This is a genomic window from Rhizobium mulingense (assembly GCF_029194105.1).
In the GTDB taxonomy this organism is placed as follows: Bacteria; Pseudomonadota; Alphaproteobacteria; order Rhizobiales; family Rhizobiaceae; genus Rhizobium; species Rhizobium mulingense.
Genome location: NZ_JARFVE010000004.1, coordinates 100,820 through 119,735, shown reverse-complemented (window position 1 = coordinate 119,735; position 18,916 = coordinate 100,820). Strand labels below are relative to the sequence as shown.

16 protein-coding genes and 1 pseudogene are annotated in these 18,916 nt (G+C 60.9%); 5 read left to right on the top strand and 12 right to left on the bottom strand.

Annotated elements, in window-relative coordinates:
* Positions 1-44 precede the first annotated feature (44 nt).
* Positions 45-629, bottom strand: coding sequence for an ATP-dependent Clp protease proteolytic subunit (locus tag PYR71_RS09480; protein ID WP_275619149.1), 585 nt, complete (start codon positions 627-629; stop codon positions 45-47).
* A gap of 231 nt (positions 630-860) precedes the next feature.
* Here PYR71_RS09480 and PYR71_RS09475 point away from each other — a divergent pair, with 231 nt between their 5' ends.
* Complete coding sequence (locus PYR71_RS09475) at positions 861-1,622, top strand: DUF2076 domain-containing protein (RefSeq protein WP_275619148.1); 762 nt, start codon at positions 861-863, stop codon at positions 1,620-1,622.
* A gap of 134 nt (positions 1,623-1,756) precedes the next feature.
* Here PYR71_RS09475 and queF read toward each other — a convergent pair whose 3' ends face one another.
* The 6 genes from queF to PYR71_RS09445 form a co-directional block, all read right to left on the bottom strand.
* The gene (queF, locus tag PYR71_RS09470; protein ID WP_064684379.1) at positions 1,757-2,221 is read right to left on the bottom strand and encodes a preQ(1) synthase; all 465 of its coding nucleotides are present in this window, start codon (positions 2,219-2,221) and stop codon (positions 1,757-1,759) included.
* A complete protein-coding gene (emfA, locus tag PYR71_RS09465; protein WP_275619147.1) occupies positions 2,221-3,135 on the bottom strand; it encodes a CDF family cation efflux transporter EmfA in 915 nt (304 codons plus the stop codon). The genes queF and emfA overlap by 1 nt, the downstream gene beginning before the upstream one ends.
* A 295-nt stretch (positions 3,136-3,430) precedes the next feature.
* Positions 3,431-4,099, bottom strand: coding sequence for a DUF2161 domain-containing phosphodiesterase (locus tag PYR71_RS09460; RefSeq protein WP_275619146.1), 669 nt, complete (start codon positions 4,097-4,099; stop codon positions 3,431-3,433).
* Positions 4,100-4,113: 14 nt separating this feature from the next.
* Positions 4,114-4,353, bottom strand: coding sequence for a hypothetical protein (locus PYR71_RS09455; RefSeq protein WP_183912365.1), 240 nt, complete (start codon positions 4,351-4,353; stop codon positions 4,114-4,116).
* A gap of 98 nt (positions 4,354-4,451) precedes the next feature.
* Positions 4,452-6,641 (bottom strand): anthranilate synthase, encoded by a 2,190-nt coding sequence (locus tag PYR71_RS09450; protein WP_275619145.1) that lies wholly within the window; start codon positions 6,639-6,641, stop codon positions 4,452-4,454.
* A gap of 266 nt (positions 6,642-6,907) precedes the next feature.
* A complete protein-coding gene (locus PYR71_RS09445; RefSeq protein WP_275619144.1) occupies positions 6,908-9,166 on the bottom strand; it encodes a TonB-dependent hemoglobin/transferrin/lactoferrin family receptor in 2,259 nt (752 codons plus the stop codon).
* Between the two features lie 274 nt (positions 9,167-9,440).
* On the opposite strand from PYR71_RS09445, the gene PYR71_RS09440 reads away from it, so the two are divergent.
* Positions 9,441-10,394 carry an extensin-like domain-containing protein gene (locus PYR71_RS09440; protein ID WP_275619143.1) on the top strand — a complete coding sequence of 318 codons (954 nt, stop codon included), beginning with the start codon at positions 9,441-9,443 and terminating at the stop codon, positions 10,392-10,394.
* Positions 10,395-10,617: 223 nt separating this feature from the next.
* Here PYR71_RS09440 and PYR71_RS09435 read toward each other — a convergent pair whose 3' ends face one another.
* The gene (locus tag PYR71_RS09435) at positions 10,618-12,297 is read right to left on the bottom strand and encodes a formate--tetrahydrofolate ligase (protein ID WP_275619142.1); all 1,680 of its coding nucleotides are present in this window, start codon (positions 12,295-12,297) and stop codon (positions 10,618-10,620) included.
* Positions 12,298-12,463: 166 nt separating this feature from the next.
* Positions 12,464-13,996: a COG3904 family protein gene (locus tag PYR71_RS09430; protein ID WP_275619141.1), complete on the bottom strand. Its 1,533-nt coding sequence runs from the start codon at positions 13,994-13,996 to the stop codon at positions 12,464-12,466.
* On the opposite strand from PYR71_RS09430, the gene PYR71_RS09425 reads away from it, so the two are divergent.
* From PYR71_RS09425 to PYR71_RS09415, 3 genes and pseudogenes are all read left to right on the top strand, one after another.
* Entirely contained in the window at positions 13,986-14,351 is a 366-nt protein-coding gene (locus PYR71_RS09425; protein ID WP_275619140.1) for a hypothetical protein, read from the top strand. The genes PYR71_RS09430 and PYR71_RS09425 overlap by 11 nt on opposite strands.
* Before the next feature lie 112 nt (positions 14,352-14,463).
* Entirely contained in the window at positions 14,464-15,189 is a 726-nt protein-coding gene (locus PYR71_RS09420; RefSeq protein WP_275619139.1) for a helix-turn-helix transcriptional regulator, read from the top strand.
* 45 nt (positions 15,190-15,234) lie between these two features.
* Positions 15,235-15,688 (top strand): annotated as a pseudogene (locus PYR71_RS09415) (PAS domain-containing protein).
* A 20-nt stretch (positions 15,689-15,708) separates the two neighbouring features.
* Here the strand turns inward: PYR71_RS09415 and PYR71_RS09410 are convergent.
* The 3 genes from PYR71_RS09410 to PYR71_RS09400 form a co-directional block, all read right to left on the bottom strand.
* Entirely contained in the window at positions 15,709-16,839 is a 1,131-nt protein-coding gene (locus PYR71_RS09410; RefSeq protein ID WP_275619138.1) for a DUF2333 family protein, read from the bottom strand.
* Between the two features lie 230 nt (positions 16,840-17,069).
* Positions 17,070-18,143: a hypothetical protein gene (locus PYR71_RS09405; protein WP_275619137.1), complete on the bottom strand. Its 1,074-nt coding sequence runs from the start codon at positions 18,141-18,143 to the stop codon at positions 17,070-17,072.
* 74 nt (positions 18,144-18,217) lie between these two features.
* A complete protein-coding gene (locus tag PYR71_RS09400) occupies positions 18,218-18,820 on the bottom strand; it encodes a thymidine kinase (protein ID WP_183912351.1) in 603 nt (200 codons plus the stop codon).
* Between the last annotated feature and the right edge of the window lie 96 nt (positions 18,821-18,916).

The window sequence follows — 18,916 nt, the reverse complement described above, 5'->3', positions numbered from 1 at the left end:
CTTGCTGCAGGCAAGGGCGTTTTGACGGCTTTGGCTGAGAAGACTCAGATATCGACCTGTGACGTTACGATCCGCGACACGAGGCCATAGTCCTTCGCCTCTTCGGCAGAAAGCCAGTAGTCGCGATCGGTATCCTTGGCGATCTTGTCGAGCGGCTGGCCGGTGGCCTCCGCCATGATTTTGTTCAGGCGCTCGTTCATCTTGATGATTTCACGTGCCTGGATCTCAATGTCGGATGCCATACCGCGCGTGCCGCCCGACGGCTGGTGCAGCAGGAAGCGCGTGTTCGGCAGGCACAGGCGTCTTTCCCTCGGAGCCGCGACATAGATCAGCGCGCCGGCCGAAGCGACCCAGCCGGTACCGATCATCCAGACCTTCGGCTTGATGAACTTGACCATGTCATGGATGGAGTCGCCGGATTCGACGTGGCCGCCGGGCGAATTGACATAGATGCGAATGTCTTCGTCGCTGGCCGCCGCGAGTGCAACAAGCTGCGAGCAGACCTTCTGCGCCAGTTCCTGGTTGATCGGTCCATAGATGAAGATCGAACGCGACTTGAAAAGATTCGCCTCCGTTTCCTTGCCGAGCGGCAGTTCCTTCGTCTTGTCGTCCTGTTCTTCGTCGTTCATTCGAACCTCTCGGAGATGAATTCGGGTTCCTCGCACATAGTGCGACTCAATGCCTAAAACAATGCGGGAAAAACACAAGGCACCGCAGCGGTGGAGATATCCTTAAGAAGCCACGCACCATTCCGCAAGCCTTACTGAAATGTAACGGTGGAAGGCTTTGAAAAGCCGGAATCGGTTCCTACCTCACCTCTCACACGGCAACCGCCATACGAGATCAACAGGAGACCGGACATGTCACCGGAAGAACGTCAATTGCTAACCGCCCTCTTCGACCGAGTGCGCACGGCGCAAGCCCAGCCGCGCGACCGCGAGGCCGAAGCCCTAGTCGATCAGGCGACGCGCGAGCAGCCGTCCGCCACTTATTATCTCGCCCAGGCCGTCATCGTGCAGGAAAAAGGTCTGGAAGCTGCCGCCAATCATATCAAAGAATTGGAAGAGCGTGTCCGGCAGTTTGAAGCCGGAGCCAGCGAGCACCACCAAGCCGAACAGGGCGGCGGCTTCCTAAGCTCGATCTTCGGCAATACCCAGACGCAACAGCCCGCGCCTGTGCCCTCCAACCCCGGTCCCTGGGGCCACCCGTCCCGCGCCTATGACGAGCCGCGCGGCTACGATCGCCAGACGCTACAGCAGCCCACTGGCCCCTGGAGCCAGCAGACCTACGCGCCGTCTGCCGGCGGCAGCTTTCTGCGCGGCGCCCTCGGCACGGCAGCCGGCGTTGCCGGCGGCATGCTGCTTGCCAACTCGCTGAGCGGCATCTTCAGCAACCATATGTCCTCGCTCGGTTGGGGCTCGCCCTTCGGTGCCAACCCGTTCGGCAATGCCACCGCACCGACCGAAGAGACCATCATCAACAACTATTATGGCAATGACGACGTCCGTCAGGCCGCGGATAATGCCGGCAATGACAATGACGACAACCTGCAGCAGGCCGATTACGATGACGGCGATGATTATAGTGACGATTCGTCTGGCGACGACGTCACGGATGTTTGAGGTTTAACGAGCAGAAATGGGCGGCAGTTGGCTTTACGTTGCCGCACCGTTGCCCGGCGCTTCGCCTAGGCTCAGGGCGTTCGTCGTTGCGATCGATTCACTGGATCGATGCAAGGCCTTTGCCCGACCGCTCCTCACCCACGGCCACGATAGGTGGCGACGCCCTGCTCGGGCAGCCACACACCTTCCGGCGGCTTGCCCGTCTGCCAGAAGACGTCGATCGGAATGCCGCCGCGCGGATACCAATAGGCTCCAATTCTCAGCCATTTGGGATCGAGCAGTTCGACGATGCGCTTGGCGATATAGATCGAGCAGTCCTCGTGAAAGGCGCCGTGATTGCGGAAGGAATGAAGGAACAGCTTCAGCGACTTCGATTCCACCAGCCATTCACCCGGAATGTAGTCGATGACGATATGGGCGAAATCCGGCTGTCCGGTCATCGGGCAGAGCGAGGTGAATTCCGGCGCGGTGAAACGCACGACGTAATCGGTGCCGGCATGGTTGGACGGCACTTTTTCGAGCACCGCCTCCTCCGGCGAATGGGCGGTTTCGGTTTGCTGGCCCAGCATCGACAGGCTGGAAACATCGGTATTCGGCATCATGCCTCCTTGACGACTTTGACGCGGATGCCATGGGCCTTCTCGCCCTCCGGCTCCACATGAATGGCTATTTTGGCGCCCTCATGCACTGTCCTGATGGCATCCTCAAGGCGGTCGCATATATCATGCGCCTGCCGCACGGACATAGTCCCCGGCACCACCATGTGAAAATCGATGAAGGTGACGGTACCCGCCCGCCTGGTCTTCAGATCATGCACGCCGATCGAGCCCGCCGCATGGGTGGCAATCGCCTGCTTGATCGCCTCCTCCTCCTGCGGCTCAACCGCCTGGTCCATCAGGCCGCCGATCGATTGCGAGATCACCTTCCAGCCCTGATAGAGAATGTTGACGGCGACGAGAATGGCAAGCACCGGATCGAAGATCGCATAACCGGTCGCCAGCGCCAGCAGCAGGCCGGCGAGCACGCCGATCGAGGTCACCACGTCGGACATGATATGCTGGCCGTCCGCCGCCAGGGCCGCCGAGCGATGTTTGCGGCCCGCCCGGATCAGCAGCCGCGCCCAGACCGCGTTGATAATGCCGGCCGCGAAATTGATCGCAAGGCCGAGGACCGGCGCATCGAGCATGCGCGGTTCGGAGAGATAGCCGATCGCTTCGTTGACGATCAAAAGGGCAGCGACGACGATCAGCACGCCTTCCGTGACGGCAGAGAGGTATTCCGCCTTATGATGGCCGAAGGGATGGTCGTGATCGGCCGGCTTCTGCGCATAGCGGATGACGAAGAAGGCGAGGAAGGCGGCGACGACGTTGACCGTCGATTCAAGCCCGTCCGAAAGCAGCGCCACCGAGCCGGTCACCCACCAAGCCGCCATCTTCAGCCCCATGACGCCGAGCGACAGCGGAATCCCCCACATCGCCAGCTTTCGAACCGTAAGATCGCCGTCGTCGCTCATATCGTCCTCCTGCGGTTGCGAATGAATTGCAGGGTCCAAGCCATTGAAACGCAAAACCGCCCACGCGAATGTCGCGCAGGCGGTCCAGTTGAGGGTGATATGGGCGATGTTTCAGGATTTGTCAAAAAGAATGACGCGTCCTTCACAGCTGTTGCCGCCGGAGACGCGAATCCGGCTTCAGCTCAAGAGCATGATGCCGAAAAGTGTGAGCGGTTTTCGGACGACATCAGCTCTAGTTCTTTAATTTAGAACAGGATTCAGATTTTAGGCCGATCGGGCCTAAAATCATACTGTTCTAGGGAGCGGGATCGGCGACAGGCTGCGGCCAGCGCAGGAGCGCGGCCTGCCCGGCCGGCGTCAGCGCGTAGACGCCCTTCTCCCTGCGCTCGAACCATCCGTAGACATTGTCGAGCAGGATCCGGCTCGCATTGGGTGTAAGCGCCTTCATATCCCGCGGCCGCGCCACGCCCTGGTCGAGCGCCGCCGCGCAGAGCAGCGCCTGCTGACGATAGGCGGTCATGATCGGCGCCCGTGAGCCGCCGCCGACAGCGGGATCGCCGCGACGGCGCTGGTGCTCCTTGACCAGACGCGTGCGCCGCTTCGGATTGGTGCGCGGCATCGGCGAGACGGAACTGACGATGACGCTGACCTCGCCGCCATCCGAGACACCGAGCATCCCGATCCCGAGCCGCCTGCAGAGGTCGCGGTAGCGCTTGTCGGCTTCCCGCCCGCGCCCCTTGGCCGAAACCCGCGCCGCGATCCAGACTTCATCGCTCATAGCGGCCCGGTCGACGGCCTGGAGCAGCAGTTCGAGATTGAAGGAGAGCTTGAGCTCGCACACGACCACGATCTGCGGCTCACCATCGCTCAGCCCCACGAGATCGCAGCCGCCGACCTCACCCTTGACGACATAACCGGCCGCCTCCAGGAATGCTTTGACCGGCAGGTAGAGCGACGTCTCCATGGGAAAATCACGCCTCAGGCGGCGTTGAGATCGGCAATCTCGCCATATCGGGCAAGCAGTCGCGGCGAGGTCATGTCGCCGGTTTCCTCGTCGACGATCACGGCATAGGCCGCAACGCCGACGAAACGCTCGGCCATCGCCGAAGCGATCTTTTCCGCGCTGACGGCATTCGATGCCTGACGCATTTCGCCGGGCATGAGATTGCCGCGGTTTTTGCGGTAAGGAAGGACGATGAACTTCTCGGCATTGGCCACGGTGATAATTCCCGGTTGATCGTTCCGGAAATGTTCTGATTTGCCAGAAGAAGTCAACCCGCCCTTCCCGCTGGCGGGAAGGGCAGACAGAATGGCCGTCAAGCAGCCTTGGTCTTCACCTTGCGCGCCAGATGCGCCACGACATTCTCGATCATCCGCATGCCGGCATCGCCGCCGAGCGTCATGATCGATTCCGGATGGAACTGCACAGCGGCGATCGGCTCCTTGGCATGTTCGATGCCCATGATCGTGCCGTCCTCGCTCTCTGCCGTGATGATGAACTCAGCCGGCAGCGTCGAAGGATCGGCGAAGATCGAGTGGTAGCGGCCGACCGTCACCTCCCTGGCGAGACCGGAGAAGACGATGCCCGGCTCCAGCACGCGGATGCGCGAGGGCTTGCCGTGCATCGGCAGCGCCAGATGGCGCAGTTCCCCGCCATAGGCCTCGGCGAGCGCCTGCAGGCCGAGGCAGACGCCGAAGATCGGCAGGTTGCGGGCCCGCGCCTTCTTGATCGTCGCCTTGCAGTCGAAATCCTTCGGCGTTCCGGGCCCGGGCGACAGCACGACCAGATCCGGATTCAACCGATCGAAAATCTCCTCCGGCACCGGCGTGCGCACGGTCGAAACCGTCGCCCCCGTCTGGCGGAAGTAATTGGCGAGCGTATGGACGAAACTGTCCTCATGGTCGATCAGAAGGATGCTGACGCCCTTGCCGACGCTTGCGACGTCGCGCTGGATCTTGCCGGAATTGCCGGTCTTGGCGTCTCGGATGGCGGAAAGCATGGCAGAGGCCTTCAATTCGGTTTCGGCTTCTTCTTCCTCCGGAATGGAGTCGTTGAGCAGCGTTGCGCCGGCGCGCACCTCGGCGATACCGTCCTTGATGCGCACGGTGCGCAGCGTCAGGCCGGTGTTCATGTCGCCGTTGAAGCCGACCATGCCGATTGCCCCACCATACCATGCACGCGGGCTCTTTTCATGGCTCTCGATGAAGCGCATCGCCCAGAGCTTCGGCGCGCCGGTGACGGTGACCGCCCAGGCGTGGCTGAGGAAACCGTCGAAGGCGTCCATGTCGTCGCGCAGCCGACCCTCGATATGATCGACGGTATGAATGAGGCGCGAATACATCTCGATCTGCCGGCGGCCGATAACCTTGACGGAACCCGGCTCGCACACGCGGCTTTTGTCGTTGCGGTCGACGTCCGAGCACATGGTCAGCTCGGACTCGTCCTTCTTGGAATTCAAAAGCTTCAGGATCTGCTCGCTATCGGCGATCGGATCGTCGCCACGCTTGATCGTCCCCGAAATCGGGCAGGTCTCGATACGGCGGCCGGAGACACGCACGAACATTTCGGGCGAGGCCCCGACCAGATATTCCTGATTGCCGAGATTGATGAAGAAGGAATAGGGCGACGGATTGATCGCCTTCAGCCGCTTGGAAATGTCGGAAGGCTTGCTTTCGCAGCGCTCCATGAATTTCTGCCCGGGCACGACTTCGAAGAGGTCGCCCTTGCGGAAGCTTTCCTTGGCCTTGGTGACGAGTTCGGCATATTCGCCGGGCCGATGATCGCTCTTCGGCGGAATGGCATCCGTGTGTTTGAAAGGCTCCGACGCGATCTGCTCGGCCTTGCCCTCGGTCGTCACGCCGCCTTTCTCGAAATCGTAGCGGTCGATCCAGGCTTTCGCGGCGTAATTATCGACGACCAAGATCTCGTCCGGCAGGTAAAGCACCATGTCGCGCTGGTCGGAGGGACGCTTCAGCTTCAGATCGATCGCGTCGAACTGGAAGGCGATGTCGTAGCCGAAGGCGCCGTAAAGCCCGAGGCTCGCATCCGCCTGCGAATAGAAGAGGTCGGTCACGGCGCGCAGCACGGTGAAGACCGTCGGCATCTTCGAACGCTCCTCCTCGGTGAACACCCGGTCCGGCGTCTTGACGGAGAGGTCGAGGCGGCGGGCGGAGGCAGCGCCGAGCACGAGGTCGGGCACCGTCCGCAACCGTTCGGTCACGAATCCGAGAAGCACCTCGCCGCGTTCGTTATAGGCTTCGATCCAGACGTCGCGCCCGAAGGAGGAGATGCCGAGCGGCGGATCGACGACGGCGGTGTCCCAGCGCGTATAGCGGCCCGGATATTCGTAGTTCGATGAAAACACCGCGCCGCGGCGCTCGTCGAGCTTGTCGACATAGGAAGAGACCGCATCGCTGTAGGGGATCGCCCGCCGCTGCCGCGTGACCGATATGCCGCCCTTGGTCTCGTAAATTTCCGCACCATCATCCCGCAGGATCGTTACCATAATTCCACTCCGTTATCGGGGCCCGGACGACAGGCGGCGATAAAACAAAAAAGCCGCCTCGAAGTTTCGGGCGGCTCACTCGTCGTCGTCTTTGGACACGATTGGTCGAGGCCGCCTCAGCGAGCCCACCACCAAACAGCGATGTTCAAGGACTTGATCATGGAAAATTGTTAGCCTGAGATCAGCCGCCGCGCAAGAGGCGATCGCACGAATGAAAAGGGCGGCCCGAAAGCCGCCCCTCCCCCAGCCTTGAAGGCATGACTGGCTCAGAAGGTCTTGGTGAGCGAGACCTTGAATGTGCGGCCCGGCTCGGAATACCATTCCCGTGGCTGCGACGTGGTCGCCGAGCTGAGATTGACGTCGCGCACGGCGAGCGCGTTGTAGTGCTCCTGGTCGAAGATGTTGTAGACACCAGCTTGGACGCGCAGGCCCGGCAGCTCTTCCGGTGTCCACCAGCCGGTCAAATCGACGATGGCATAACCAGGCGCATCGAAGGTCGTGTCGGCGGTGTTGGTGATTGGTGTATCGAGGTGGTCGGTCAGGATACCGGACGAAAGCGTCGAGGAAAGATCGAAGCCGAAAGTCTCATTGCTCCAGCCGCCGCCGACGATCGCCTTGAACGGCGCCACCGAGCGCAGGCGCTGCGTCGTCTCTTCGTTCCTGCCATAGGCATAGGCAAGCGAAGCATGCAGATTGATGCCGCTGTTGAACGTCTTTGCTGCACTGGCTTCAATGCCGGAGATCGTGGCCGCAGCCACGTTCGTATAATTGAACTCCGTGAAACCGGTTGAGTCGACGCTCGTCACCGTCTCGATGAAGTTCTGATAACGGGTATGGAAAGCCGCGACCCTGCCGGTAAAATCGCCCATGTCGAAATTGGCGCCGACTTCGATGCCGCGGCCGATTTCCGGTTGCAGATCGGAATTGCCGAGCTGGGCGTAGCGGCCCGTGGGGTTGTAGAAGCGGCTATAGAGCTCGTCGACGGTGGGCGCACGGAAGCCGACCGCCAGCTGCATATAGAGCTCGACATCATGCGTCAGATCGTATGTCGCAAGGATCTTCGGCGACATGGCGGCTTCCGTCCGGTCGCGAAGATCGCCGAAACGGGCAAGGCCGTTATTGTTGGCAAAACCGCCGCCGGTCGAGGGGTCGTAGTTGAACCAGTCGAAGCGGAAACCGGGCGTCAGCGTGAAGCCAGTATTGCCGATCTCGATCTTGTCTTCGACCACTAGCCCAAGGGTCTGGCTGTCCACATTAGGAACTTCCGCCTGATTGTTCAGCGATGGGCAAGTCGTCGACGTGGGGCACAGAGCCCAGCTATATTGGCTCCAGCTGGAGACGCCGACGTCAAGGCCGACGCGAACGGAGTGGCTGAGACCGGAATATTCGAAATCCTTCGTCGCGATGCCGCTGAAGCCCCAGGTTTCGTTTTCGACCTCGTTGTTGCGGCCATAGGCAACATTGGCGGTCGTACGGCCCCCGCTGCCCGCTTCCTTCTTCAAATCCTGCCAATAAAGCGTAGCACGCGCGCTGCTGAAGAACGCGTCGGAAGACTGCGCTTCATAATCATAGTCGAGCGATACGCGATCGCGGTCACGCTGTTCGCGACCGTCATAATTGTCGATCATGAAGTTGCGCGGGCTGGTTCCCCCCTGAAGGTGGCGGAGATCGGTTTCCAGGTCGCGGCGGAACCGTTCCGCCGTCAAGCCGATGCGATGACCGCCTTCCAGCTCCTGGCGAAGTTTGAAAAGCAGGTTGTTCTGGTCGAAATCAGCCGGGTTCGCCACGGTGCGAAGAGCGCCGTAAACATCATTGTTGCCCATGTTTGCCCGCTCATGGCCTTTGCGGTAGCCGCCCTGGAACAGGATCGAGGTGCTGCCGATCTTCTTGGCGGCGGCGGCCGAACCGGAGAGGCTGCGGTCTTCGCTGTCATAGGTCGACTTGACGATCGCGCCCCGGTCACGACCCTCAGGGATCAGATCCTCCGGTTCCAGCGTATTGAGAACGATAGCGCCGCCGAGCATGCCCGAACCGCCCTTGCTCGAATCCGCGCCGCGCACGATATCGAGCGAAGACAGCGAATCAAAATCGAAAGTGTCGCCGCCGCCATTGGCGTTGGCAGGCGCAAAAGCACCCTGGCGCGAGCTGTTCGAGATGTAAGGGATCGGAATCCCGTCGATCGTCGTCAGGATGCGAGCGCCGGAAAGGCCGCGCAGGTTAAAGCCCGCATCGGCGCGCGAATAGTTGACGCCTGCATCGACGCTGCGGCCGATGTCGTCGTAATTGGTGACCTGCTTCTCTTCCAGCTGTTTCTGGGTGATCTCTGTCGCGAGCGGCGTATCGGCAACACTGCCCGGCGCCACGCGCTTGCCCTTGACGACGATCTTCTGCAGGACGGTGCTGTCATCCGCCGTCGCTTCCGGCGTGGTGACCGGAGCGCTCTGCGCGAAAGACTGCGAAACAGGAAGAACAGCTGCAACTGCCGTGCAAACCATTAGAACCGAGCGCCAATGCCGGACGATCATACCCTACCCTCTCATGATGATTACCGGGCTGGCTGGTCGTGGCGCGTCGAACGCTCGATGGGCTGGCTGGGCTATTGCGGATAAGACGGAGCAGAAATCCGCCTTCTTTTTGCCGCTTAAAAAACATGAGAATGGTTGTCAACATAATCGACTGGTTTATGTTGAAGCTTGTTTTCAAGTTTTTAATGATCTTCCAGGACGTTGCGCAATTGCAACGAAACCCGCCATAGTGCGTTATCCCTTCTGTGCTATCGACACCAGGGAATAGGATGCGTTGAGAAAACTTTCGATACTGGCAATCCTTCTCGCCGCTACCGCCTTTCTTGCTGGCGCCCGCCTGCCCCCGCATGGTCCTTTACCCCAACCTCGCCCGGACACCGGGTCTGCAACCAGTCCTACGCCGCTTCCCGACAAGACTGAGCCACCCGCGTCGGCGGATGTGCCGGCGCCGCAGCCGAAGCCCGATGTGAAGGAGCCATCGGCGCCCCAAACCGAACAAGGAAAGTCCGAACCGGCAAAGCCCGAACAAGCAAAGCCGGAGCTGGCAGAACCGATGCAAGGCCCGCCGCTGCCGGGCGGGCTAAAAAGCCCGCAGACGCCGGCGGAAGAGAACAAGCCGCCTGCCGAGCAGACGCTCGAGGAGCAACATCTGACGATCGAACCCGAAAGCGACTCCGAACACGCAGAATGCACAGCCGCACTCCGAGCCTTGGGCGCCGTCTTCAAGGACACGCCGCGCATCGACGACGGCAACGGCTGTGGCATCGACAAACCGATCATCGTCTCCGAAGCCCTGGCCGGCATTGCGCTCAAGCCGGAGGCGACAATCCGCTGCCCGGCGGCACTCGCCCTCGCCCGCTGGCTGAAAGAGAGCGTCATCCCGGCCGCCTCCGCTGCCCTGCCGGAACAGGGGCGCCTCACGACCGTCAACCAGGCTACATCCTATATGTGCCGTCTGCGCAACGGCGCTGAAACCGGCAAGATCTCCGAGCATGCGCGCGGCAATGCCATCGATATTGCAAGCTTCCATTTCGAGAAAGGCGAAGACGTCGCCGTCCGCGCCCGCCGCGAGGACCCGACGCTGACCGGCGCCTTCCAGCGTACCGTCAGCGCCGCCGGCTGCATCTATTTCACCACCGTGCTGGACCCCGAAAGCGACGCCGCCCACGAGACCCATTTCCATCTCGATGTGATGGATAGGAAGGGCGGCTATCGTTATTGTCATTGATCATTTAGTGCCCCCATCCTGGACGAGCCCTCTCCCCGTAAAAATGGGGCGAGGGGACGTGCCCCGCGAGAGGTAGATCTGAACCCGCGGCATATCCCCTTCGCCCCGCAAGCGGGGGTCCGAAGGACGGGTCGAGGCGCGTGGCTCGACCCGGGTCGGTTGCCGGCAGGCGGAAGAGGGGCTGGTCGCGCGAATCTCGTGAATCAGGGTGTCACACGCCGGATCAGAACAACCCTTCGATATAACCCTGCTCGTTCAGGAAAATCCGCTCCGCCGACGGTGATTTCGGCAGGCCGGGCATCGTCGTGATCTCGCCGGTGATGGCGACGACGAAACCGGCGCCTGCCGAAAGCCGCACCTCGCGCACGGGAACGATATGTCCTTCCGGCGCGCCGCGCAGGTTTGGATCGGTGGAGAAGGAATATTGCGTCTTCGCTATGCAGACCGGCAGCTTGCCGTAGCCCTGTTGCTCCCATGTCTGCAGCTGATCGCGCACCGCCTTGTCGGCCGTCACCTCGCCGGCATGGTAGATCTTCGAGGCGACGATCTCGATCTTCTCGAACAGCGAAATGTCGTCGCCATAGAGCGGCTGAAATTTCGCCTGGCCCGATTCGGCCAGTTCCACCACCTTGTGCGCCAGCTCCTCTATGCCGGCCGAACCCTTCGCCCAATGCTGGCAGAGGATCGCCTCGGCGCCGAGCCGTGAGACAAATTCCTTCACCGCCGCGATCTCGGCGTCGGTGTCCGAGACGAAGTGGTTGATCGCGACGACCACGGGCACGCCGAAACGGCGCACATTGGCAACGTGCCGGCCGAGATTGGCGCAACCCTTCTTCAGCGCCACGACATCCTCCGTGCCGAGCTCCTCCTTTTTCACCCCGCCATTCATCTTCAGCGCCCTGACGGTCGCGACAATGACCGCCGCATCCGGTCTTAGCCCGGCCTTGCGGCATTTGATGTCGAAGAATTTCTCGGCGCCGAGATCCGCCCCGAAACCTGCTTCCGTCACCGCGTAGTCCGCAAGCTTCAGCGCCGTCTTCGTCGCCGTCACCGAATTGCAGCCATGAGCAATATTGGCGAAAGGGCCGCCATGCACGAAAGCGGGATTGTTCTCCAGCGTTTGCACGAGGTTCGGCTGCATCGCATCCTTGAGCAGCACCGCCATTGCGCCGTCGGCCTTCAGGTCGCGCGCATGCACCGGCGTCCTGTCGAAGCGATAGCCGATGATGATATCGCCGAGCCTCCGCTCCAGATCTTTCAGGTCAGTGGCGAGACAGAGGATCGCCATCACTTCGGAGGCGACGGTGATGTCGAACCCGCCTTGGCGCGGGAAGCCGTTGGCTACGCCGCCGAGCGAGGAGACCATGCTCCTGAGCGCCCTGTCATTCATGTCCATGACCCGCCGCCAGGCGATGCGGCGGACGTCGATATTCTCTTCGTTGCCCCAATAGATGTGGTTGTCGATCATCGCCGCCAGCAGATTGTGCGCCGAGGTGATCGCATGAAAATCGCCGGTGAAATGCAGATTGATGTCTTCCATCGGCACGACCTGCGCATAACCGCCGCCTGCCGCTCCGCCCTTGGCGCCGAAGCAGGGACCGAGCGAAGCCTCGCGTATGCAGATCATGGCCTTCTTGCCGATCCGGTTCAGCCCGTCGCCGAGCCCGACGGTCGTGGTCGTCTTACCCTCTCCTGCCGGCGTCGGGTTGATCGCCGTGACGAGGATCAGCTTGCCATCTTTCTTGCCCGCCTGCGCCGCGATGAACTCGGCGCTGACCTTGGCCTTGTCGTGGCCATAAGGAGCGAGCTGATCGGCTGGTATGCCGAGTTTCGCTCCGATCTCGAAGATCGGTTTCTTGGCCGCCGCGCGCGCGATTTCGATATCGGATTTGATTGACGGCATGGATGCTCCCCCCGAGCTCCGCAGCAGCGGAGCCGATGTTTCCTCTTCATCGGGATAGCGAAATATCGGCAGGGTGTGAATAGCGCGACGTGTCTTGCGGCTGCCGCGCTCGGTGTTTATCTGGCGCATAACGATTGCCGCTACGGCGTGCCTTCACACCCCGATGTCAATTTACAGTGGCTGCGACAGGGCCTGCTTCTGCCTCCGGCTTTCCGGGGCACCGGAGACTTTCCTTCGTCTCCGGCCCGCAGACATGCAATCCGGGCTCTTCATTATAGGGAATGATGCCATCGATGATGCCAAGTTCGAGGGCCTGAGAAGGAAGTATGATCCTTCCTCGCTCAGTTGATATGGCAGGCATTACCGTCTCGTATCTCTCAGCATTGATGCCCATCTCGTCGAAATAGGCGAGGAATTTCGTATATTCGGCCGTCGTGGGTCTAACGAGGCCGATAGACGAATAGCCGACAATCCGCGGCGTTCCGCTCATCAGGACAAGAGTACAGGTCGAAAGGCAATAGGCACGGGAGGCAAAGACCTCGCCCTTGGTCGGTCCGTTTTTGGCGATACTGGCCTTGCAACGCGGATCCAGCTCTGGACAATTCGGCAACTGCGTTCTGCCAATGGAGGTCTCCAGACCTGCCGTACGGATCATCCGCCCCATTGCGAAAGCCGCGTCCATGTCACCGCCGTTAGACTGAAGGACCACCGGCAGCTTTCTTCCGCCGAGCGTCTTCAGGATCGCTTCCAGCCGCGCCGGCGTATCCGGCGTGATGTCTCCATCCGCAGCAATCCACTGCATGCACTCTTCCTGACAATTGCCATTGTACATCAGGAGAAAGTCCATCGGCCTGGTTTTCGGCAGGCTCTCGCCCGTGGTTGCGGCCGCATCCTGCACAGGCATCTTGGCTACCGGCGTTTCGACCGGGCGATGGCCATGGCAGACGGCCTCGGCCGCCACATCCGGCCCGCAGGCAGGCATGCCGGGCCATTCGTTGTAGGCTAGCATATCGGTCACGAGGCCCATGCGGAGGGAATCTGCGGCCGGTACGATGTTGATGCTGTCAGGCGTGGCGCTCATCATCAGGCCGACCAAATCGGCGCTGACGCCCATTTCCTTCAAGTAGCCCGTCAGGGCCGCGGTGGCCTTCTTGCCGAGCTTGGTGGAACTGCTCTGCCCTGCTGACTTGCGTCCAACTTCCTTGCGGGAGATTTCCTTCTTCTTGCCATTCACGATCTTGTATTCGATGCGGTAAGAGACTCGCACCTTATTATAGATTGTCGTGATCTGGTGGACGCCGATCAACGCCCATTGCGAGGCGACACGCTCCGTACCGCCGGCGAATGCCAGCGGACAGGCGGAAAAACAATATGCACCGACCGAATAGGTGTTGCCAAGCGCGGTCCCATCCTTTGCGATAGCTGCATTGCAACGCAGATCGTCCGCCGGGCAATCCTTCAGCCGCGTGCCGCCTACCGCCGTCTCCAGACCGGCTTTGCGGATCATCCGGCCGATCGCATAAGCGGCTTCGACATCACCGCCCTCGGACCGGAAGACGATCGGCAATTTCCGGCCGCCGATCTTTTTCAGAATTTTTCGAAATTGGCCTGGCGTATCGGAGGTTATGCGTCCCTCTGCCGATATCCATCCCGGACAGTTTTCCACGCAGAGGGGATGGTGAACGAGGATGAAGCGCATCGGCGGCTGCCCTGCCGGCTGGTTCTGCCCGGCAGCCTGCGAGGTCGCAGCACCGAACGGCAAGCTTAAAAGAAGAAAAACAAGTAACACCAGAAAAAGCAGATACTTCAGACGCAATTTGCTTGCAAACCGCACGATTAGGTCGCCTCAGTTATACATGCGAATACGCTTAGCAATTGCATCGGGCGGCAGCAAGCCGGATTTCGGCGTCTCGCGCCGCCCCGCCTCTTCCGCCATGATTCTCTTCCTGCCCGGCCTGGGCGAAATCCACAGCTACCCTGCCGCAGGAGAAGTCAAAAATACCACAACGCTACTTGCGCCGGCGGCAACTCAACCGGGACGCGCGCAACTGTGACTATTTCTTCACGATTCGGATTAATCGGCGCGAGATTAGGCAATTGGGACTAGCATCCGCCGCAGTTTCTGTATTTGATAGCGATAACATCGGGGCTGCCGGAGGCGTACAAATGTCTTACATGACCACCTCTGAAAGACAGTCGTTACTTTCGGCGGAGCTTGCAGTTGCAGGGACGCGTGGCCTGTTTGCGCAGGCTCTCGGCAGGGTGGCTACAGCCTTCGGATTGTCTCATGCGACGCTGATGCACGCCCCTTCTCCGGAAGATCTCCTGCTGAAGCCGCTGTTGATCGAAAGCTCGCTTCCCGCCGCCTACGTCCGCGATTTCGACCGCGCCAATATGATGCGTGGTTGTCCTTTCGGCCTGCGGTTGAGGGAGTCGGCCGTGCCGCTAGCGTGGCACCTCAACGATGCCGTCAATGGTCAGGCCTTTCCCGCCGAACTGCGTGCCCTGATGCTGCACCATGCGATCCCGGCGGGGGTCGCCATGCCGACCATTGCAGTCGACGGCCGCCGCCTGGTCTTCTGGTTTTGCGGCGAACGCGCCGCGCTCGGCCAGACCGAGGTCAACGAGCTGGCGATCATCATCCTCCACGCCCTCGACGCATATAATGCCGTCAGACGTAACGAGGAAAGCGTCCACAATGCGCTGTCGGCGCGCGAACTTGAAGTCGTGCGCTGGACCGCACAGGGCAAGACCTCGATCGAGATCGGTCAGATCCTGACGCTGTCTGACCATACCGTGAACGCCTACATGACCAACGCGATCAAAAAACTCGATTGCGTCAACCGCACCCAATTAGTAGCAAAAGCAATTCGATTGAAGCTAATCAACTGAGCAATCAGACGAGAGTCAGAACGCCGTCCCTAAGTTGAGGGAATCGTGTCTCTTCGCTTTGAACAGCCTGTCGTTGACAAGATAGTACAGTCCCGCGCCCATATCGGCATCACCGATGCCGAAATCGTCCAGATGCTCGCTGCCTATCGCCTTTTCGGCTTCTGGCGTATCGACATCAAACCTGACATTTCTTCGCAAGCGAGGATGTGCACGCAAGCTTCGATCTGCCCAATAGCGACGGACCGGTTAACCTGGCGGAACTGATGTCGCGTATTCACGCCGAAGACCGCAGCTTGATCGCCCAAATCTTCGAGGAGGCAAGCCTTCACGGCTTCCACTTCGTTTACCGCGTCGACAATCGGCTTGGCGGCTACAAACTGGTGCGCAGCATCGGCCGCTTCTGCGACGATGCGAGCGGTGGCGGCATCGTTGGCCTCACCTGCGATTCGTCGAAAAGCTGCGAGTCCTCGGCTTCGAGGATCATACGGCGCCCCACTGACCACCCTCGAGGCGCGGCGCTTAACGATCGAGCACCGAACGGATTTCCACGAGGTTCGAGCGCACCCTCAAAATGTAGAAGCCCATGGTGGCGAGATGGCTCGGCATGATCCAACCGTCCTCGCGCCCGTTCGAGATGATCGCCGGCTGAATGCGGAGCGCCGCCTGGAACTGTCGCATCGTGCCGCCCCAGACCGCGCCGAGATTGCGCTCCTGCACCACCTGGGAAAAATCCGCCTGTGCAGCGGCAAGAATGGCGTAATAAGCATAGAGCTGACCGTAGGCGAACCAGAACCGGTCGTCGGCGCGCGTATCGAACCAGCCGCGATTGTGGTGCTCCGAGCGCTCGGCAAGCATGTCGGAGGTCCCGCCAAGATCGTTGGCGACGCGGTCGATGAACTGCATGAGATTGTCGGCGCGGCCGTCGAAAATGACGTTGCAGGCGGAAAGATCGGTGTTGAATTTGCGCAGGCTGCCGATCGCCGACCGGTAATAGGAGGGCGTCGGTGTCTTTGGCCCGAAAGGATTGAGACCGAAATACCAGCTATGTTCGTCGAACTGCAGATTGCCGCGCGCGCTCTGCAGATCATTATTGATGCCCGATGTGCCGCGCACGCGCCCGAGCGTATCGACAAGCTCCGCCGAAGTCCGGCGAACCGCCTGGTTGATGCCACGCTGGAACGACGCTTTATTATCGAGGAGGGGCGTGTGATCCCAGTCGATACCGAAGAAGCCCATCTTGTAGAGCAGCATGGAGGATATCCATGCATTCTGGTCGACGTTGAAATCGGTCAGGTCGGCCGTGACGTCGACGATGGCCGAGCGCTGGCAGGTCTTGGCGGCGGCAGCGCCGCTCGCCTCGGCGACAGGCAGTTCCTGCCCGGCGGGAACCTTGCGTTCGGAAAGCCGGTATTGGTCGACGAAAGCGGTGTTGAAATTGGTCCAGACCTGCGTCTGCCAAAAGAAATAGCCGTAGAGCACGACGAAGAGCGCTACGAATGCGATGACCGGCAAGCGGACCATCCAGCTCCGGCGCTGATACCACCCATGCGCGGCAAGAAAGGGCCAGAAGGCCCAGGCGAAAAACAGGCGGGCCCAGCGGCCGATCGTCTGGCCGATCAGCCTGAAGAAACCGGCTATCCGGTCAAGCATCGTCGTCTCCTGTCAGGCGGGGCGAACACTACAGCGCCGCGCGTCAAACGCGCTATGGACGCTGTAGCACTTTGAGTCGCTGCATAATTCCTTAAATCGATTCCGATTTAAGGAATTATGCAGTAGGACATCGCCGCCCCGTTGCATCCACATATGCGCTCGGTGGGCCGAGCACAACACAAGCCCTACGATTTTTGAGAATGAAAGCAGCGCAGACCGCGCTTCACGGCTCAGGAACGTAGGAAAGGCAGACTGAAGCGGAAAGGCCTGCGGGCCGTATCGATGAGCGGCGTTCCCGAAGTTTCCGCGAACGGCTCGGCATAAGCAGGAAACTTTCCTGCCGCGTCGAGATCGGCGCGGCTCTTGCGCCGCTCCAGATCCTGGGCGACCAGCATACCCTTCTCGAACAGCCTGATCGGCGCCGCGATATCGGGAAAGAATTCCGGCTTGATCCTGACCTTCATGCCCGGCCGGTCGGTATCGACCTGCGCCTGATAGATGAGCAGCCGCTCCTCGACATCGATCATCAGCTTGCGAAGCAGCACATTGCAGGCACCGATCCGGCCGTTCAGTGAATCGACGAATGCCTGGAACTGGCCGATGAAGCGCTCGCGCCGCTGGCTGTCGTCCCGCATTACATGCTCTTCGGCGGAAATGCGCTCTGCCTCCGCCTTCAGCGCCCGCCGCTCCGCCTCCATCTGCTCCCAATGCGCTCTGTTGCCGTAGACGCCGATGCGGCCCTGCGTCGTCAGCGCCTTGGCGTTGAGCTCCTTCATCTTGAGGCGGGCGATATCGATGGAATCGACCAGCCGGCGCCGTTGCTCGACAATGCCGATGAGACTGTGTTCGGCTGCCTTGTGGCGTTCGATGACCGCAGCGCGCTGGCTGGCGATCAGCCCGGCGAGCGCGTCCGATTTCGCCAGGAGGTCGAGCAGCTGATCGATGACTGGCGCCTCGCGCACGCGTTCGGTATACATGCGCCACATTCGCTGGCGGGACGTCCAGCCGGCCATTTTCTCGCGCAGCGTCAATCCGCGGAAACTGTCGAGATCGGCGGAAACCTCTGCAGTCATCCGATCGAGCGAAAAGACCAGTTCGGCAAGCAGCCCATCCAACGCCGCGCTATCGGCGATATGGGCCTGGAAGCGGGCGTTTTGTTCGAGGAAGACCTCGTCGGCCGAATGTATTTCATCGCTGCTGAAGGCGCGGATGCAGGCTGCGCAAAAGGCTCCCTCGGCCGCGATTTTCTCGGCGAGGCCGCCTGCGGCTTCGTACTGATTGTCGAATGGCGGGGCTTTGCGCACCTGATCTCTCCGGGAATCTCCTGCTTCAAGCTAGCCGCTCGCGGCTCCGAAGAAAACAGGCGAGCCGCTCCGCATCAGACCGGCTTTGCGATCCAGGCCCCGTTCATTTCGTCGTCCCAGTGCCTGCGGCAGAGCGAGACATATTTTTCGTTGCCGCCAACATCGATCTGCGCGCCTTCGTGCAGCACCTTGCCTTCGGCGTCGAGCCGCACCACCATCGTCGCCTTACGGCCGCAATGGCAGATCGTGCGCACTTCGCGCATCTCGTCGGCAATCGCCAGCAACTCCTGCGAGGCCGGAAACAGTTTTCCCTGGAAGTCGGTCCGGAGCCCATAGACCATGACGGGGATGCCGAGCCGATCGACGACACGGGCAAGCTGCCAGACATGGACTGCCGTCATGAAATGCGCCTCGTCGACGAAGACGCAGGAAATCGGCGCCCCCTCGCCGCGCAGCCCGGCGATGAGCTGGAACAGATCTTCGTGTGGCTCGAAGGGGATGGCGCTCGCTTCCAGCCCGATCCTCGAGCCGATGACGCCCCGGCCGGCGCGCTCGTCGAAGGCGGCGATCAGCTGCACCGTCCGCATGCCGCGCTCCTGATAATTGTAGGAGGCTTGCAGCAGGAGCGTCGACTTGCCGGCGTTCATTGTCGAATAGTTGAAATAGAGTTTTGCCATCCGATGTCTCCTTGCTCGGCTTATTGAAAGCTCACAACCACGAAGAAAAGCCCCGCGCCCGCGATAATCACAAGAATCAGCACCTAAAGACCCACG

Bases quoted from the DNA above. Each gene is read 5' to 3' on its own strand.
- PYR71_RS09460 (WP_275619146.1), bottom strand. From the start codon at position 4,099: ATGGAGACGTCGCTCTACCTGCCGGTCAAAGCATTCCTGGAGGCGGCC.
- PYR71_RS09400 (WP_183912351.1), bottom strand. From the start codon at position 18,820: ATGGCAAAACTCTATTTCAACTATTCGACAATGAACGCCGGCAAGTCG.
- emfA (WP_275619147.1), bottom strand. From the start codon at position 3,135: ATGAGCGACGACGGCGATCTTACGGTTCGAAAGCTGGCGATGTGGGGG.
- PYR71_RS09450 (WP_275619145.1), bottom strand. From the start codon at position 6,641: ATGGTAACGATCCTGCGGGATGATGGTGCGGAAATTTACGAGACCAAG.
- PYR71_RS09435 (WP_275619142.1), bottom strand. From the start codon at position 12,297: ATGCCGTCAATCAAATCCGATATCGAAATCGCGCGCGCGGCGGCCAAG.
- PYR71_RS09445 (WP_275619144.1), bottom strand. From the start codon at position 9,166: ATGATCGTCCGGCATTGGCGCTCGGTTCTAATGGTTTGCACGGCAGTT.
- PYR71_RS09430 (WP_275619141.1), bottom strand. From the start codon at position 13,996: ATGCGCTTCATCCTCGTTCACCATCCCCTCTGCGTGGAAAACTGTCCG.
- PYR71_RS09420 (WP_275619139.1), top strand. From the start codon at position 14,464: ATGTCTTACATGACCACCTCTGAAAGACAGTCGTTACTTTCGGCGGAG.
- PYR71_RS09425 (WP_275619140.1), top strand. From the start codon at position 13,986: ATGAAGCGCATCGGCGGCTGCCCTGCCGGCTGGTTCTGCCCGGCAGCC.
- PYR71_RS09475 (WP_275619148.1), top strand. From the start codon at position 861: ATGTCACCGGAAGAACGTCAATTGCTAACCGCCCTCTTCGACCGAGTG.
- PYR71_RS09410 (WP_275619138.1), bottom strand. From the start codon at position 16,839: ATGCTTGACCGGATAGCCGGTTTCTTCAGGCTGATCGGCCAGACGATC.
- PYR71_RS09480 (WP_275619149.1), bottom strand. From the start codon at position 629: ATGAACGACGAAGAACAGGACGACAAGACGAAGGAACTGCCGCTCGGC.
- queF (WP_064684379.1), bottom strand. From the start codon at position 2,221: ATGCCGAATACCGATGTTTCCAGCCTGTCGATGCTGGGCCAGCAAACC.